This is a genomic window from Thermus sp. FJN-A (assembly GCF_054655095.1).
Window position 1 is genome coordinate 14,891 of record NZ_BAAHSC010000190.1, and the last position, 13,125, is coordinate 28,015.

The following is a 13,125-nucleotide window of genomic DNA, read 5'->3' on the forward strand; positions in this document are numbered from 1 at the left end:
CGGAGCCCCCCATGCTGGCGCGCGCCAGCATGGGGTGGCATTAAACTCAGGGTATGCCCAAGGTCAACCTCTACGCCACCTTCCGCGACCTCACCGGGAAGGGCCAGCTGGAGGTGGAGGGCGCCACCGTGGGGGAGGTGCTCTCCCGCCTGGTGCAGGCCTACCCCACCCTGAAGGAGGAGCTCTTTGAGGGAGAGGCCCTTGCCGAGCGGGTCTCCGTGTTCCTGGAGGGCCGGGACGTACGCTACCTCCAGGGCCTCGCCACCCCCCTCCCCCCCGGGGCCACCCTGGACCTCTTCCCCCCGGTGGCGGGGGGCGGGCTCGCCCAGACCTTCGGGGCGCTTCCCCCTTGGCTTTTGGCGCGCTACCTGGAGGCGTGGGGCGGGGTGCGGGAGGGGGAGGGGGTCTACCGCCTTTCCGGGGCGGTGGTCCGCTTCCGGGAGGTGGAGCCCCTTAAGGTGGGGAGCCTCGCCGTGCCCCAGCTTCTCGTGGAGGTGGAGGGGGAGGAGGCGAAGGCCTGGTACGGACGCATCGCCCTGGCCGCCGCCCGGGGCGGGGGCTAAAACAGCCTTCCCTCCAGAAAGGCCCGGCTTCGCGGGTCCCTGGGCTCGGCGAAGAAGCGGGCCGCTTCCCCTTCCTCCACCACCTGGCCCAGGTAGAGGAAAAGCACCCGCCCGGCCAGGCGGCGGGCTTGGAAGAGGTCGTGGGTGGCCAGCACCACTCCCCGCCCCTCCCGGGCCGCCTCCCGCAGGAGGCCTTCCACCTGGGCCACGTTGCTGGGGTCCAGGCTGGCGGTGGGCTCGTCCAGGAGGAGAACCTCCGGGGCCACCAGGAGGGTGCGGGCCAGGGCCAGGCGCACCGCCTCGCCCCCGGAGAGGAGGTGGGCCTTCTGGCGGGCCTTTTCCCGAAGCCCCACCCGCGCCAGAAGGGCTTCCGCCCGCCTTTGGGCCTCCCGCCGGGGCACCCCCTGAAGGCGGAGGCCGAAGGCGGCGTTCTCCAGGACGCTTTGCCGCAGGAGGAGGGGGGTCTGGGGCAGGTAGGCGCGAAACCCCCCCTCCACCGCCCCCGCCTCCGGGGTCAGAAGCCCGGCAAGGAGGCGGAGGAGGGTGGTCTTGCCGCTTCCGGAAGGCCCCAGGACCGCCAGAATCTCCCCGGGGAAGACCTCGAGGCGCTCCACCTCCAGGAGGAAGCCCCCCAGGGTATGCCGAAGCCCGTGTGCCCTAAGAACCGGCCTCATTCCCGCTCCAAGACCACGAGAAGCCCGGTGACCAAAAGGGCTACCCCTAAGAGCACCATCCCCAGGGCCAAGGCCGCCTCCACCTCCCCTTTGCGGGTTTCCACCACGATGGCGGTGGTGAGGACCCGGGTGTGGTGGCGGATGTCCCCGCCCACCAAGGTGGCGGCCCCCACCTCGCTGATGGCCCCGCCGAAGCCCGCCGCCAGGGCGGCGGCCAGGGTGCGGCGGCTTTCCCAAAAGAGGGTGGGCAGGACCTGGGCTTCCCTGCCCCCCAGGCTTCGCACCAAGAGGCGCACCTCCTCCACCCGGCCCCTGGCCCCGGAGAGGACGAAGGCGGCGATGAGGGGGAAGGCCAGGATGGCCTCCGCCAGCACCATGGCGTAAGGCGTGTAGAGGAGGCCCAGGCTTCCCAAGGGCCCCGCGCGGGAAAGGAGGAGGTAGAGGAAGAGCCCCACCACCACCGAGGGCAGGGCCATGCCCGAATAGACGAGGACCCGGCCCAAGGCCCCGCCCCCCCTCAGGGCGAGCCACAGCCCCAAGGGCACCGCCAAGGAGGCGGCAAGAAGGGTGGCCGCCCCCGCCACCAGAAGGCTCCTTAGGGTGATTTCCCAGAGCTCAGCGGCCTCCACCTGGGGGGATGATACACTGCCCCCGTAGCGGCTTGAAGAGGCTCCGCCCCTCCACCTTCAACCCCTCCACCAGTTGGGCAGCCTCCGGAGAGGCCAAAAAGCGCCCCAGGCGCTCGGCCTCCCCCTCGCCTGGGGTCTGGGGTACGCGGTAATAGCTGTATTGATTGCGAAGGAGCGGGTCCTCCCGGGCGTAGAGGGCCTCGAGGCCCCGCCTCTGCCCCACCGTGAGGTGGGTGGCCAGGTCGGAGAGGGTGTAGGCCCGCTTCTCCGCCGCCAGGACCAGGGTCTGCCCCATGCCCGCCCCCGACTCCAGGTACCAAGGGGGCGTGGGCTTTAGGCGGGCAAGCTCCCAAAGGCTGAGCTCCTTCAGGTGGGTCCCCGAACGGTCTCCCCGGGAGACAAAGGGGGCCTTGGCCCTGGCGATGCGCCCCAGGGCGTCCAGGACATCCCTGGCCTCCCGCACCCGGGCCGGGTCCTCCTTGGGCCCCACCAGGAGGAAGAAGTTCTCCGCCAGGCAGAAGCCCCCCGCCAGGTACCCCTTCCTCAGGGCCTCGGCCTCCAGCTCGGGGGCGTGGACCAAGACGGCGTCCACGTCCTTGCGCTCCGCCAGCTTCAGGGCCTGGCCCGTGCCCACGGCCAGGACCTCCACCCGGATGCCCGTGGCCTGTTGGAATGCGGGTAGGAGCCGGTCCAGAAGGCCCGAGTCGTAGACGCTGGTGGTGGTGGCGAGCCGCAGGGCCTGGGCGGCGAGGAAAAGGGGGAGGAGGAAAACCAGGAGGCGCACGGGTCCAGTTTAGCCTGGAGGCGTGGAGGCCCTAGAGGCGTACCTCACCCGCCTGCGCCAAGGCAGGTACTTTGAGGCCCACGAGGTCCTGGAGGGGGCGTGGCTTGGGGCCCGAGGGGAAAGGCGGCGCTTCCTCCAGGGGCTCATCCTCCTGGCCGCCGCCCTCCACCAGAGGAGCCTGGGGAGGAGCGGCCTGAGAAACCTCAGGAAGGCCGAGGCCAGGCTTCTAGGGCTTCCCAACCCGTACCTGGGCGTGGACTGGCAGGCCCTCTTGGCGGAGGCCCGGCGTAGACTTGGGGCGTGAGCGCCTTTGTTTACGCTTACCGCGGCGATCTCGTGGAAAACCGCCACCGGGTCTCCCTGGCCCTTTGGGGCCGGGAGGGGCTTTTGGCCTACGCGGGGAACCCCGCCCTTTGGAGCTACCTCCGTTCCTCGGCCAAGCCCTTCCAGGCCCTGGCCCTCTTCCTCACGGGAGCGGTGGGGCGCTTCGGCCTGGGGGAGGAGGAGGTGGCCCTGGCCACCGCCAGCCACGACGGCACCCCCCACCACGTGGAGGTGGCGGCCCGCTTCCTGGAAAAGCTCGGCCTCGGCCCCGGGCACCTGGTCTGCGGGGTGCACCCGCCCTTTTCCCAGGAGGCCCGGAAGGCCCTGGAGGAGGCCGGGCAAAGGCCCACGCCCTTGCACCACAACTGCTCGGGGAAACACGCGGGGATGCTGGCGGCGGCCCTGGCCCTGGGGGCCCCCACCGAGGGGTACGAGCGCCCCGACCACCCGGTGCAGGCCTTGAACCGGAAGACCCTCACCGAGCTTTCCGGGGTTGCGCCCGCCCAGGCCACGGACGGGTGCAGCGTGCCCACCTTCGCCCTGCCCCTCGCCCGGGCGGCCCGGGCCTTTTACCTCCTGGCGAGCCCCGAAGCCGCCCCCCCGCCTTACCGGGAGCCCCTGGAGCGGGTCCGGGAGGCCATGCGCCGCCACCCCCAGTTGGTGGCGGGGCCGGGGAGCATAGACACCCTCCTCATGGAAAGGCTTCCCCTGGTGGCCAAGAGGGGCGCGGACGGGTACCACGGCCTCGCCCTCCTGGAAAGCCCCAAAGGGCCCCTGGGTATCGCCTTGAAGGTGGAAGACGGCGCCACCCTGGCCCGGGAGGTGGCGGTGGTGGCCCTCCTGCGCCTCCTGGGGCTGGACCCCGGCCCCACCCCCTGGGACCGGCCCGAGGTGCGCAACCACCGGGACCTGAGGGTGGGGCACCTCGAGGCCCACCTAGAGCTGAGCTGGCTGTAAAGGGCTATCCCCTGCGGAGACGGGATCCAGCCCCCCCTTTCCGGTTGACACCCAGGGGCAAGGCGGGGTAGAATCCCCCTTGGAAAAGCTTCCATAGGAGGTTGTTATGAGGCGCAGGGAGTTTCTCAAAAAAGCAGGAGTCGGCCTGGCAGCCAGCTTCATCCTGGGCCCCGCCGTGGTCCGGGCCCAGGCGGGCCCGGTGATCCGGGTGGCCGGGGACTCCACCGCCGTGGGCGAGGGCGGGCGTTGGATGAAGGAGATGGTGGAGGCCTGGGGCAAGAAGACCGGCACCCGGGTGGAGTACATCGACGCCCCCGCCGACACCAACGACCGCCTGGCCCTTTACCAGCAGTACTGGGCCGCCCGTAGCCCCGACGTGGACGTCTACATGATCGACGTCATCTGGCCGGGCATCGTGGCCCCCCACGCCGCCGACCTCAAGCCCTATTTCTCTGAGGCCGAGCTCAGGGAGTTCTTCCCCCGGATCGTCCAAAACAACACCATCCGCGGCAAGCTCACCTCCATCCCCTTCTTCACCGATGCGGGCATCCTCTACTACCGCAAGGACCTCCTGGAGAAGTACGGGTACAAAAACCCACCCCGCACCTGGGCTGAGCTGGAACAGATGGCCCAGAAGGTCATGGAGGGGGAGCGCAAGGCGGGTAACCGCGACTTCTTCGGCTTCGTCTTCCAGGGAAAGGCCTACGAGGGCCTCACCTGCGACGCCCTGGAGTGGATTTACTCCCACAAGGGCGGGCGCATCATCGAACCGGACGGCACCATCAGCATCAATAACGGCCGCGCCGCCCTGGCCCTCAACACCATCCGGCGCTTCGTGGGCACCATCGCCCCCCAAGGGGTTACCAGCTACGCGGAGGAGGAGGCCCGGAACGTCTGGCAACAGGGGAACAGCCTCTTCATGCGCAACTGGCCCTACGCCTACGCCCTGGGCCAGGCGGAAGGAAGCCCCATCCGGGGTAAGTTCGGGGTCACGGTCCTCCCCAAGGGTGGGGCCGATGCCCCCAACGCCGCCACCTTGGGGGGGTGGCAGCTCATGGTCTCCGCCTACAGCCGCTACCCCAAGGAGGCCGCCGACTTGGTGAAGTACCTGGCCTCCTACGAGGTGCAGAAGGACAACGCCGTAAGGCTTTCCCGCCTGCCCACCCGTCCCGCCCTCTACACGGACCGGGACGTCCTGGCCAAAAACGCCTGGTTCCGCGACCTCCTACCCGTCTTCCAAAACGCCGTCTCCCGCCCCTCCGACGTGGCCGGGGCCAGGTACAACCAGGTGTCCGAGGCCATCTGGACCGAGGTGCACAGCGTCCTCACCGGCCGCAAGACCGGCGAGGTGGCGGTGAGGGACCTCGAGGGCCGCCTCCGCCGCATCCTGCGCTAGCCTTGGCCTTCCCCGGGGGGCCCAAGGGCCCCCTGGGGGGATATCCTTAGACATCATGCTCACGCAAAGACAGGTTCGCCTGGCCTGGCTCCTGGTCCTCCCCACCCTGCTGGTGGTGGCCTTGGTGGCCGGGTACCCCCTGGCCCAGGTCTTCTACTGGTCCTTCTTCAAAGCGGACATCGCCTTCGTGGAGCCCCCGGCGTTCGTGGGCCTGGAGAACTACCTTTACCTCCTGCAGGACCCCGACTTCCGCCAGGCCCTCTGGAACACGGTGAAGTTCACCCTCATCTCCGTGAGCCTGGAGACGGTCTTGGGCCTGGCCATCGCCCTCGTGATCCACTCCAACTTCCGGGGCCGGGGCCTGGTGCGCACCGCCATCCTGGTCCCCTGGGCCATCCCCACGGTGGTTTCCGCCAAGATGTGGCAGTGGATGCTCCACGACGTCTACGGGGTGATCAACGTGCTCGGGGTGAAGCTGGGGATCCTGGGCCAAAAGGTGGCCTTTCTGGCCCGGCCTGAGCTCCTCCTGCCCTCCATCATCGCCGTGGACGTCTGGAAGACCACGCCCTTCATGGCCCTTCTCCTCCTGGCGGGCTTGCAGCTCATCCCCGAGGAGCTCTACGAGGCGGCGAGCATAGACGGGGCCTCGAGGGGGCAGCAGTTTTGGACCATCACCCTCCCCCTCCTCACCCCCGCCCTGGTGGTGGCCCTCATCTTCCGCACCCTGGATGCCCTCCGGGTCTTTGACGTCATCTTCGTGATGAGCGGGGTGAATCCCGCCACCCGCACCCTCGCCGTCTACAACCGCCAGACCCTCATAGACTTCCAGGACTTGGGCTACGGCTCGGCCATCAGCGTGGCCATCCTGGCCCTCATCTTCCTTTTCGTGATCTTCTACATGCGCACCTTGGGCAGGGAGGCCCTGCGATGAAGCCCCTCTCCCGCGTCCTCGGCCGCACCTTCTTCTACCTTCTGGTGGCCTTCGTGGTCCTCTACAGCGTCTTCCCCTTTTACTGGGCGGTCATTTCCAGCTTCAAGCCCTCGAATGCCCTCTTCTCCCCCGACCCCAGCTTCCTGCCCCTGCCCTTCACCCTGGACCACTACAAAAACGTCTTCCTTCAGGCCAACTTCGGCCGCAACCTCTTAAACTCCCTCCTCGTGGCGGGCGGGGCCACCCTTCTTTCCCTCACCCTAGGGGTGCTCGCCGCCTACGCCCTGGGCCGCCTCCCCTTTCCCCCCAAAAACGCCGTGCTCTACCTGGTCCTGGCCATGACCATGTTCCCCCAAATCGCCGTGCTGGGCGGGCTTTTCATGCTCCTTAGGCAGGCGGGCCTCTTCAACACCCATCTGGGCCTCATCCTCTCCTACCTCCTCTTCACCCTGCCCTTCACGGTCTGGGTGCTGGTGGGTTACTTCCGGGGCCTGCCTCGGGAACTGGAGGAGGCGGCCTACGTGGACGGGGCCACCCCTTTGCAAACCCTCCTTCGCATCATGCTCCCCCTCACGGGGCCAGGGCTCGTCACCACGGGGCTTCTCTCCTTCATCGCCGCTTGGAACGAGTACCTCTTCGCCCTCACCTTCACCGTGGGGGATGCGGTGAAAACCGTACCCCCCGCCATCGCCAGCTTCGGCGGGGCCACGCCCTTCGAGATCCCCTGGGGCTCCATCATGGCCGCCAGCGTGGTGGTGACCGTGCCCCTGGTGGTGCTGGTGCTGGTCTTCCAGCAGCGCATCGTGGCCGGCCTCACCGCCGGGGCGGTGAAGGGGTAGCCGTCCCCTACCCCGCCCGCAGGCCCAGGAGCAACCCCCCCACGAAGCTGGCCCCGAAGGGGAGGTTGTAGGTCAGGGTCTTAAGGAGCCGGTCCCAGAGGCTCTGGAGGCCAGGTTGCTGGATGAGGGGCTCCACGTCCTTCTGGAGGCGGGTCCAGTCCACCTGGACGTACCCCGCCTGGGCCAATAGCTGCAGGGCCACGAAAAGGAGGCCGAGGCTCAAGGCCAGGAGGCGGCCCACCTTCTTCAGGGCATAGCCCACCGCATAGCCCGCCAAGCCGCCAAAGGTCATCTGCCCCAGGTAGGGGGTGAGGTCGGGCAGCTCCACGCCTCCCACCCTAGCGGGAAAAGGGGACCCGGGCAACTACTTCAGGCCCAGAAGCTCGGCGTTTGCCTTCATGGCCTCCAGCACGAAGGCCATGTGCTCCTCCAAGGGAAGGCCCAGGTCCCCCGCCCCTTGGGCGATCTCCTCCCGGTTCACCCCCTTGGCGAAGGCCTTGTCCTTGAACTTCTTCTTGAGGCTTGGGAGCTCCAGGCCCAAGATGGAGCGGTCCGGGCGCACATAGACCGCGGCGGTGATGAGGCCGGTGAGCTCGTCCACGGCGAAGAGGGCCTTGGCCATGAGGGTTTCCCGGGGTACGCCGGTGTAGCTGGCGTGGCCCAGGATGGCCTTTAGGACCTCCTCCGGGTAGCCCAGGCGCCTCAGCTCCTCCACGGCCCGGTAGGGATGCTCCTCGGGGTACTTCTCGTAGTCCATGTCGTGGAGGACCCCGGCCATGGCCCAAAGCTCCTCGTCCTCCCCATAGCGGCGGGCGTAGGCCCGCATGGCCACCTCCACCGCCCGCATGTGCCGCCTCAGGGATTCGCTCTCCGTCCAGGCTTCCATGAGGGCCAGGGCTTCGGCAAAGCTCGGCATGCCCTAAAGTATACCTGTGCGCATCGGTTACGGCGAGGACAGCCACCGCCTGGAAGAGGGAAGACCCCTTTACCTCTGCGGCCTCCAGATCCCAAGCCCCGTGGGGGCCCTGGCCCACTCCGATGGGGACGCCGCGTTGCACGCCCTCACCGACGCCCTCCTTTCCGCTTACGGCCTTGGGGACATCGGCCTTCTCTTTCCCGACCACGATCCCCGCTGGCGGGGGGAAAGGAGCGTGGTCTTTCTCCAGGAGGCCTTGCGCCTGGTACGGGAACGAGGGGGAAAGCTGGTGCAGGTGAGCCTGGCCCTGATCCTGGACCGGCCCAGGCTCGCTACCCACCGCAAGGCCCTGGTGGAAAACCTCTCCCGGCTCCTCCAGGTGCCGGAAGACCGCATCGGCCTCACCTTCAAGACCTCGGAGGGCCTGGCCCCGGGGCACGTCCAGGCCCGGGCGGTGGTGCTTCTGGATGGTTGAGGTCCTGGTCTGGCTCGGCACCCTGGTCTTCGCCGCCACCGGGGCCCTAAAGGGGGTGGAGAAGGGATTTGACCTCCTGGGGGTCCTGGTCCTGGCCACGGTGACGGCGGTGGGGGGCGGGTCCATCCGGGACGTCCTGGTGGGCACCCTGCCCCCAAGCGCCCTCAGGAACGAGCCCCTCCTGTGGAGCGTGGCCCTCGTGGGCCTTCTGGTCTTCCGCTTTCACCCCCGGGTGCAGGCCCTGGGGCCCCTCATCTATTACCTGGACACCCTGGGCCTCGGCCTCTTCGCCGCCTTGGGGGCGGAAAGGGGTCTGGCGGCGGGGCTCGGGCCCTTCGGGGTGGCCCTGGCGGGAACCCTTTCCGGGGTGGGGGGCGGGGTGCTGCGGGACGTCCTCTCCGGGGAGGTGCCCGGGATCCTCTACCGGGCGGGGGACCTCTACGCCTCGGCAGCCCTCCTGGGGGCCTTGGTGGTCTACGCCCTCCACGGGAGCCACCCGGAAGGCGCCCTCTTCCTGGGGGCCTTGACCACGGTGCTCCTCAGGATCTTCGGGCGGAGGCTCGGCCTCCGCCTCCCCACCCCGAGGTGAGGCGGGGCCTCACCGCAGCTTGGCCAGCTCCTCCTGGGCCCGCTTCTGGTCGTAGCGGTCGGCGGCGGTCTTGGCGGGGAGGGCAAGGGCGGTCTCCAGCTGCCTCCTCGCCTCGTCTTTCTTGTTCCAGGCGGCAAGGACGCGGGCGTACTCCACCCGGTGGATGATGACCTGGGGCTCCAAGGCGATGGCCCGCCGCATGAGGGGCTCCACCTGGCCCGCGTCCGCCCCCTGGGTGGCGGCCACCAGCCAGCCCTTCTGCACCAGCTCAAAGTGCCAAAGGGCCAGGGCCACCATGGCCCCGGCGTGGTCGGGTTTGAGCTTCAGGGTCTTTTCCAGGTCGCTCCGGATCCGGGGGGCCAAACCCTCGGCCAGGGCCTCGAGGATCCCCTTGAACTGGGAAAGACGGCCCAGGGCCCGGGCCCGCTCAAAATAGCCCTCGGGGTAGTCGGGGGCCTTGGCGATGGCCTCGGAGGCAGCCTTCTCCGCCCGCTCAAACCAGGGGCGCTTCTCCTCGGGCTTGGCCTGGTACAGGGCGTAAAAGCTCGCCCCCTTGGCCGCCAGGGCCAAGGCCTCGGGGGTGCCCTGCTTCAGGCCGGCCTCGTAGGCCTCCTGAAACCGGCCCGCGTCCACCAGGGCCGCCACCTGGGGCGCCTGGGCCAGGCCCAGGACCAAAACCGCCACGGTAAGTAGGGATAGCCAGCGCTTCATGGGGTTCACCCGCAGGGATTATACCCGGTACAAGGCCAGGGGCGTAAACTGGGGAACATGAGGCTTATTCTGAAGCTGTTGTTGCTTTTGGGCTTGGGCCTCGCCCCTTCCACCTGGGCCCAGGGCGCGGAGGAGTATTACGCCCGCTGCGCGCGGCTCTATGAACAAGGGGCCCTGGCCAGCGCCCAGGCCACCTGCGAGCTGGCCCTGGTGAGCGACCCCGAACACCAACCGAGCCTGAGGCTTTTGGCCCGCATCCTGCTGGAGCGGGGAGAGCTTGGGCAGGCCGAGGCCTACCTGGAACGCCTGGGAGAGGACCCCGAGGGCCTCTTGCTCCGGGCCCGCCTCCTTCTGCGGCAGGGGAAGCCCGCCCAGGTGCTAACCCTTCCCCTGCCCCCGGGGCCCGAAGCCCGGCTGCTGGAAGCTCTGGCTTTAGAGGAGCTGGGCCGCCTCGAGGAGGCCCTGGCCCTGGCCCAAAGCCTGCCCTCCTCCCCCGAGGGCAGGCTCCTCCTGGCCCGGCTCCTCCTGGCCCAGGGGAGGCCGGGGGAGGCCCTCGCGGCCCTGGGCGCCACCCTGGAAGAGGAGGTGGAGCGGGGCCGCCTCCTCCTCCTATTGGGCCGTCCCCAGGAGGCCATTCCCCTGCTGGAAAGGGTCCTGCCCCGCCTCACCGGCCACCCCGACCTCCGGGGCAAGGCCCTCTCCACCCTGGCCCTGGCCTATCTGGGCCAGGGGGACCTGAGCCGGGGCCTGGACGCCCTGCGCCAGCTTTCCCAGCAGGAGAACCTCCCGGCCCGCTTCCTGGCCCAAACCTGGATGTGGTTCCTGGCCCTCCTCTTCTTTCTAACCCTGGTGCTCCTGGGGGAAAGCCGCATTGAGCCCCTGCGCACCCTGGAGGTGGTGGAAAACCCCCTGCCCGGACCGGGGAGCCTCTACGGGATGGTGGGGGCCGCCCTTCTCGTGGCCGTCCTCTTCGCCCTCTTCCTGGGGAAGGCGCTCTACGCCAACGCCCTGGCCCTTTTCACCCCCTACCAGCGGGACGTGGTCCTCCCCGCCTTTTACCTGGTCTACGGCCTGGGGCTCTTCCTGGGCCTTGCCCTCTGGCAGCGGAAGCGTTGGGCCACCCTCGTGGGCCCTTGGGCCAGCTGGGTGGAGGGGTTCTGGGTAGGACCGGCCTTGGTCCTCGCCCTCTTCCTTTACGGCCTGGCCCGGGACTTCCTGGGGTTGCCCACCCTGCCCTTGAACCTCCTCACCTTCTTGGGCTTAGCCCTCATGGAACCCTTCTTCCGCGGCCTGGTGCCCTGGGTCCTTCGGGAGCGCTACCGGGACCTCTCCCCCCACCTCTCGGTCCTCCTCTTCGCCCTGGCCGTGCCCGGCCCCACCCTCCTCCTCGTCCTCCTGGGGGCCGGGCTCCTCTGGGCCAAGGAGCGGGCGGGAAGCGTTTTAGGGGTAGCCCTGGGCTGGGTGGTGGCGGGGGTGGTCCTGGCCCTCTTCCCCGCCAGCTGGCTCCGCCGTTTCTAGCGGGGATGCGCCCGGTCTACTTCCTCTCCGACTTCGGCCTGGAAGACCCCTACGTGGGGGTGGTGAAGGCGGTCCTCCAGGGGCGGGCCCCTGGGGTGAGGGTCCTGGACCTGGCCCATGCCCTCCCCCCCCAGGACCTGCGCCGGGCCGCCTACGCCCTCTTTGAGGCCCTTCCCTACCTGCCCGAGGGAAGCGTGGTCCTGGCGGTGGTGGACCCCGGGGTGGGGACAGGGCGGCGGGCCATCGCCGCGGAGGGCAGGCGCTTTTACGTGGGCCCCGACAACGGCCTCTTCACCCTGGCCTGGCTCCTGGACCCGCCGGAACGGGCCTTTCTGCTGGAAAACGTGTACCCGCCCATCCCCCAGGGCATCACCCCCCCTCCCGGCTGGGCCCCTGGGGGCCACACCTTCCAAGGCCGCGACCTCTTCGCCCCCGCCGCCGCCCACCTGGCCCTGGGGTTTCCCCCCGAAGGGCTGGGGCCGGAGGTGCCCCCGGACCGCCTCAGCCGCCTTCCCCTGGGCCTAAGCCGGGGGCCGGAGGGGGAGGTCCTCACCTTTGACCGCTTCGGCAACGCCATCACCACCCTCCTGGCCGCCCCCTTGGGGGCCTGGGTGGAGGTGGCGGGCAGGCGGGTGCCCATCCGGCGCACCTACGGGGACGTGCCGGAGGGGGAGGCGGTGGCCTACCGGGGAAGCGCCGGGCTTCTGGAGGTGGGGGTGAACCGGGGGAGCGCCAGGGAAGCCCTGGGCCTGGAGGAGGGGATGGCCGTACGGCTCTGCTAGAGCGCCGCCACCCAGCGCCGGACCTCCTCCAGGAGGTCCGTGGCGGTGAAGTCCAGGCTCACGGGGGTTATGGAGATGTAGCCCCGGCGCACCGCGAAGAGGTCCGTCCCCTCCTCCTCCTCGCCCACGGGGGTGCCGGCGATCCAGTAGTAGGGCTTGCCCTCTGGGTCCAGGCGCTCCACCACCCGGTCCTCCCAGCGGTGGGTGGAAAGCCGGGTCACCATGACCCCCCTGGGCATCCCCGCGGGGAAGTTCACGTTGAGGAGGACCCCTTTGGGAAGGCCCCGCTCCGCCACCAGACGGGCGATTTTCACCGCCCACTCCGCCGCCAGGGGGAAGTTCAGCTCCTCCCCCGAGGTGTCCAGGCTGAAGGCGATGGAGGGGATGCCCAAGGAGGTGCCCTCCAAGGCCGCGGCCACCGTGCCCGAGTGGGTGAGGTCCAGGCCCAGGTTCACCCCGATGTTGATGCCGGAGACCAAGAGGTCGGGCCAGCCCAAGAGGTGCACCCCCAACACCACGCAGTCCGCCGGGGTGCCGTCCACCCGGTAGGCGGGGATCTCCCCAAAGCCGGCGCTTTGGGTGTGCTTGAAGCGCAAGGGACGGCGCACGGTGATGCCGTGGCCCACCGCCGACTGCTCCACGTCGGGGGCCACCACGTAGACCTCGCCCAAAGCCCGCATGGCCAGGCCCAAGGCCTTGATGCCGGGAGAGAAGATGCCGTCGTCGTTGGAGACCAGGACGCGCATGGCCTAAGCCTAAAGGAAAAGGGCCCCCTAGGGGGCCCTTTTCCCGAGCGTGCCCCCTTAGATGCGGCGGACCTTCTTGGCCTGGGGGCCCTTGCCGCCCCGGCCGGGCTCCACCTCAAACTCCACCCGCTCCCCCTCGTTCAGGGTGCGGAAGCCCTCGGCCTCAATGGCCGTGAAGTGCACGAACACATCGGGACCCTCTTCCTGCTGGATGAACCCGTAGCCTTTTTCCGCGTTGAACCACTTAACGGTACCCTTCTTCATGCTTCTCCTTCATCCCGAAAACCCACC

18 protein-coding genes are annotated in these 13,125 nt (G+C 69.3%); 10 read left to right on the top strand and 8 right to left on the bottom strand.

Translation table 11 applies throughout. The features are described 5' to 3' along the window. The first annotated feature begins 53 nt into the window (after nt 1–53). Nucleotides 54–563, top strand: a complete 510-nt coding sequence (locus ACYQ0J_RS07600) for a ubiquitin-like small modifier protein 1 (RefSeq protein WP_460171560.1) — start codon at nt 54–56, stop codon at nt 561–563. Here the strand turns inward: ACYQ0J_RS07600 and ACYQ0J_RS07605 are convergent. Genes ACYQ0J_RS07605 through ACYQ0J_RS07615 form a run of 3 tightly spaced genes read right to left on the bottom strand, consistent with a single transcriptional unit; the run spans nt 560 to nt 2,650 of the window. Beyond that, complete coding sequence (locus ACYQ0J_RS07605; protein WP_460171561.1) at nt 560–1,237, bottom strand: ATP-binding cassette domain-containing protein; 678 nt, start codon at nt 1,235–1,237, stop codon at nt 560–562. The genes ACYQ0J_RS07600 and ACYQ0J_RS07605 overlap by 4 nt on opposite strands. Further along, complete coding sequence (locus tag ACYQ0J_RS07610) at nt 1,234–1,866, bottom strand: ABC transporter permease (RefSeq protein WP_460171562.1); 633 nt, start codon at nt 1,864–1,866, stop codon at nt 1,234–1,236. The genes ACYQ0J_RS07605 and ACYQ0J_RS07610 overlap by 4 nt, the downstream gene beginning before the upstream one ends. Next, entirely contained in the window at nt 1,853–2,650 is a 798-nt protein-coding gene (locus ACYQ0J_RS07615; protein ID WP_460171563.1) for an ABC transporter substrate-binding protein, read from the bottom strand. The genes ACYQ0J_RS07610 and ACYQ0J_RS07615 overlap by 14 nt, the downstream gene beginning before the upstream one ends. A gap of 22 nt (nt 2,651–2,672) precedes the next feature. Between ACYQ0J_RS07615 and ACYQ0J_RS07620 the strand changes: the two genes are divergently transcribed. The 5 genes from ACYQ0J_RS07620 to ACYQ0J_RS07640 all read left to right on the top strand — a co-directional run bounded on the left by ACYQ0J_RS07620 (nt 2,673) and on the right by ACYQ0J_RS07640 (nt 7,097). Beyond that, entirely contained in the window at nt 2,673–2,954 is a 282-nt protein-coding gene (locus tag ACYQ0J_RS07620) for a DUF309 domain-containing protein (RefSeq protein WP_460171564.1), read from the top strand. Further along, on the top strand, nt 2,951–3,931 hold the full coding sequence (locus ACYQ0J_RS07625; RefSeq protein WP_460171565.1) for an asparaginase: 981 nt from the start codon (nt 2,951–2,953) through the stop codon (nt 3,929–3,931). The genes ACYQ0J_RS07620 and ACYQ0J_RS07625 overlap by 4 nt, the downstream gene beginning before the upstream one ends. Nucleotides 3,932–4,037: 106 nt before the next feature. Continuing rightward, the gene (locus ACYQ0J_RS07630) at nt 4,038–5,327 is read left to right on the top strand and encodes an ABC transporter substrate-binding protein (protein ID WP_460171566.1); all 1,290 of its coding nucleotides are present in this window, start codon (nt 4,038–4,040) and stop codon (nt 5,325–5,327) included. Nucleotides 5,328–5,382: 55 nt separating this feature from the next. Next, nucleotides 5,383–6,258 carry a carbohydrate ABC transporter permease gene (locus ACYQ0J_RS07635; RefSeq protein ID WP_460171567.1) on the top strand — a complete coding sequence of 292 codons (876 nt, stop codon included), beginning with the start codon at nt 5,383–5,385 and terminating at the stop codon, nt 6,256–6,258. Next, a complete protein-coding gene (locus ACYQ0J_RS07640) occupies nt 6,255–7,097 on the top strand; it encodes a carbohydrate ABC transporter permease (RefSeq protein ID WP_460171568.1) in 843 nt (280 codons plus the stop codon). The genes ACYQ0J_RS07635 and ACYQ0J_RS07640 overlap by 4 nt, the downstream gene beginning before the upstream one ends. Before the next feature lie 7 nt (nt 7,098–7,104). On the opposite strand, the gene ACYQ0J_RS07645 is transcribed toward ACYQ0J_RS07640, so the two are convergent. Both ACYQ0J_RS07645 and ACYQ0J_RS07650 read right to left on the bottom strand, forming a co-directional pair. Continuing rightward, nucleotides 7,105–7,425, bottom strand: a complete 321-nt coding sequence (locus ACYQ0J_RS07645; protein ID WP_460171569.1) for an FUN14 domain-containing protein — start codon at nt 7,423–7,425, stop codon at nt 7,105–7,107. A gap of 36 nt (nt 7,426–7,461) precedes the next feature. Next, a complete protein-coding gene (locus ACYQ0J_RS07650) occupies nt 7,462–8,013 on the bottom strand; it encodes an HD domain-containing protein (RefSeq protein WP_460171570.1) in 552 nt (183 codons plus the stop codon). 16 nt (nt 8,014–8,029) lie between these two features. Here ACYQ0J_RS07650 and ispF point away from each other — a divergent pair, with 16 nt between their 5' ends. Both ispF and ACYQ0J_RS07660 read left to right on the top strand, forming a co-directional pair. Then, on the top strand, nt 8,030–8,488 hold the full coding sequence (gene ispF / locus ACYQ0J_RS07655; RefSeq protein WP_460171571.1) for a 2-C-methyl-D-erythritol 2,4-cyclodiphosphate synthase: 459 nt from the start codon (nt 8,030–8,032) through the stop codon (nt 8,486–8,488). Beyond that, entirely contained in the window at nt 8,481–9,077 is a 597-nt protein-coding gene (locus ACYQ0J_RS07660) for a trimeric intracellular cation channel family protein (protein ID WP_460171572.1), read from the top strand. The genes ispF and ACYQ0J_RS07660 overlap by 8 nt, the downstream gene beginning before the upstream one ends. Before the next feature lie 9 nt (nt 9,078–9,086). Here the strand turns inward: ACYQ0J_RS07660 and ACYQ0J_RS07665 are convergent, their stop codons facing one another. Further along, nucleotides 9,087–9,788: a hypothetical protein gene (locus tag ACYQ0J_RS07665; protein WP_460171806.1), complete on the bottom strand. Its 702-nt coding sequence runs from the start codon at nt 9,786–9,788 to the stop codon at nt 9,087–9,089. A gap of 57 nt (nt 9,789–9,845) precedes the next feature. Here ACYQ0J_RS07665 and ACYQ0J_RS07670 point away from each other — a divergent pair, with 57 nt between their 5' ends. Next, on the top strand, nt 9,846–11,306 hold the full coding sequence (locus ACYQ0J_RS07670; protein ID WP_460171573.1) for a tetratricopeptide repeat protein: 1,461 nt from the start codon (nt 9,846–9,848) through the stop codon (nt 11,304–11,306). 5 nt (nt 11,307–11,311) lie between these two features. Then, on the top strand, nt 11,312–12,088 hold the full coding sequence (locus ACYQ0J_RS07675) for an SAM hydrolase/SAM-dependent halogenase family protein (protein ID WP_460171574.1): 777 nt from the start codon (nt 11,312–11,314) through the stop codon (nt 12,086–12,088). Here the strand turns inward: ACYQ0J_RS07675 and surE are convergent. Next, nucleotides 12,085–12,834: a 5'/3'-nucleotidase SurE gene (surE, locus tag ACYQ0J_RS07680; protein WP_460171575.1), complete on the bottom strand. Its 750-nt coding sequence runs from the start codon at nt 12,832–12,834 to the stop codon at nt 12,085–12,087. The two genes, ACYQ0J_RS07675 and surE, sit on opposite strands and share 4 nt — an antisense overlap. A 57-nt stretch (nt 12,835–12,891) precedes the next feature. Continuing rightward, nucleotides 12,892–13,098: a cold-shock protein gene (locus ACYQ0J_RS07685; protein ID WP_022797725.1), complete on the bottom strand. Its 207-nt coding sequence runs from the start codon at nt 13,096–13,098 to the stop codon at nt 12,892–12,894. Nucleotides 13,099–13,125 lie beyond the last annotated feature (27 nt).

What these genes read in the sequence shown, in the direction of transcription:
- ACYQ0J_RS07635 (WP_460171567.1), top strand. Translation starts at nt 5,383, where the DNA reads ATGCTCACGCAAAGACAGGTTCGCCTGGCCTGGCTCCTGGTCCTCCCC.
- ACYQ0J_RS07630 (WP_460171566.1), top strand. Translation starts at nt 4,038, where the DNA reads ATGAGGCGCAGGGAGTTTCTCAAAAAAGCAGGAGTCGGCCTGGCAGCC.
- ACYQ0J_RS07670 (WP_460171573.1), top strand. Translation starts at nt 9,846, where the DNA reads ATGAGGCTTATTCTGAAGCTGTTGTTGCTTTTGGGCTTGGGCCTCGCC.
- ACYQ0J_RS07605 (WP_460171561.1), bottom strand. Translation starts at nt 1,237, where the DNA reads ATGAGGCCGGTTCTTAGGGCACACGGGCTTCGGCATACCCTGGGGGGC.
- ACYQ0J_RS07665 (WP_460171806.1), bottom strand. Translation starts at nt 9,788, where the DNA reads ATGAAGCGCTGGCTATCCCTACTTACCGTGGCGGTTTTGGTCCTGGGC.
- ACYQ0J_RS07640 (WP_460171568.1), top strand. Translation starts at nt 6,255, where the DNA reads ATGAAGCCCCTCTCCCGCGTCCTCGGCCGCACCTTCTTCTACCTTCTG.
- ACYQ0J_RS07650 (WP_460171570.1), bottom strand. Translation starts at nt 8,013, where the DNA reads ATGCCGAGCTTTGCCGAAGCCCTGGCCCTCATGGAAGCCTGGACGGAG.
- ACYQ0J_RS07660 (WP_460171572.1), top strand. Translation starts at nt 8,481, where the DNA reads ATGGTTGAGGTCCTGGTCTGGCTCGGCACCCTGGTCTTCGCCGCCACC.
- ACYQ0J_RS07685 (WP_022797725.1), bottom strand. Translation starts at nt 13,098, where the DNA reads ATGAAGAAGGGTACCGTTAAGTGGTTCAACGCGGAAAAAGGCTACGGG.
- ACYQ0J_RS07600 (WP_460171560.1), top strand. Translation starts at nt 54, where the DNA reads ATGCCCAAGGTCAACCTCTACGCCACCTTCCGCGACCTCACCGGGAAG.
- ACYQ0J_RS07675 (WP_460171574.1), top strand. Translation starts at nt 11,312, where the DNA reads ATGCGCCCGGTCTACTTCCTCTCCGACTTCGGCCTGGAAGACCCCTAC.
- surE (WP_460171575.1), bottom strand. Translation starts at nt 12,834, where the DNA reads ATGCGCGTCCTGGTCTCCAACGACGACGGCATCTTCTCTCCCGGCATC.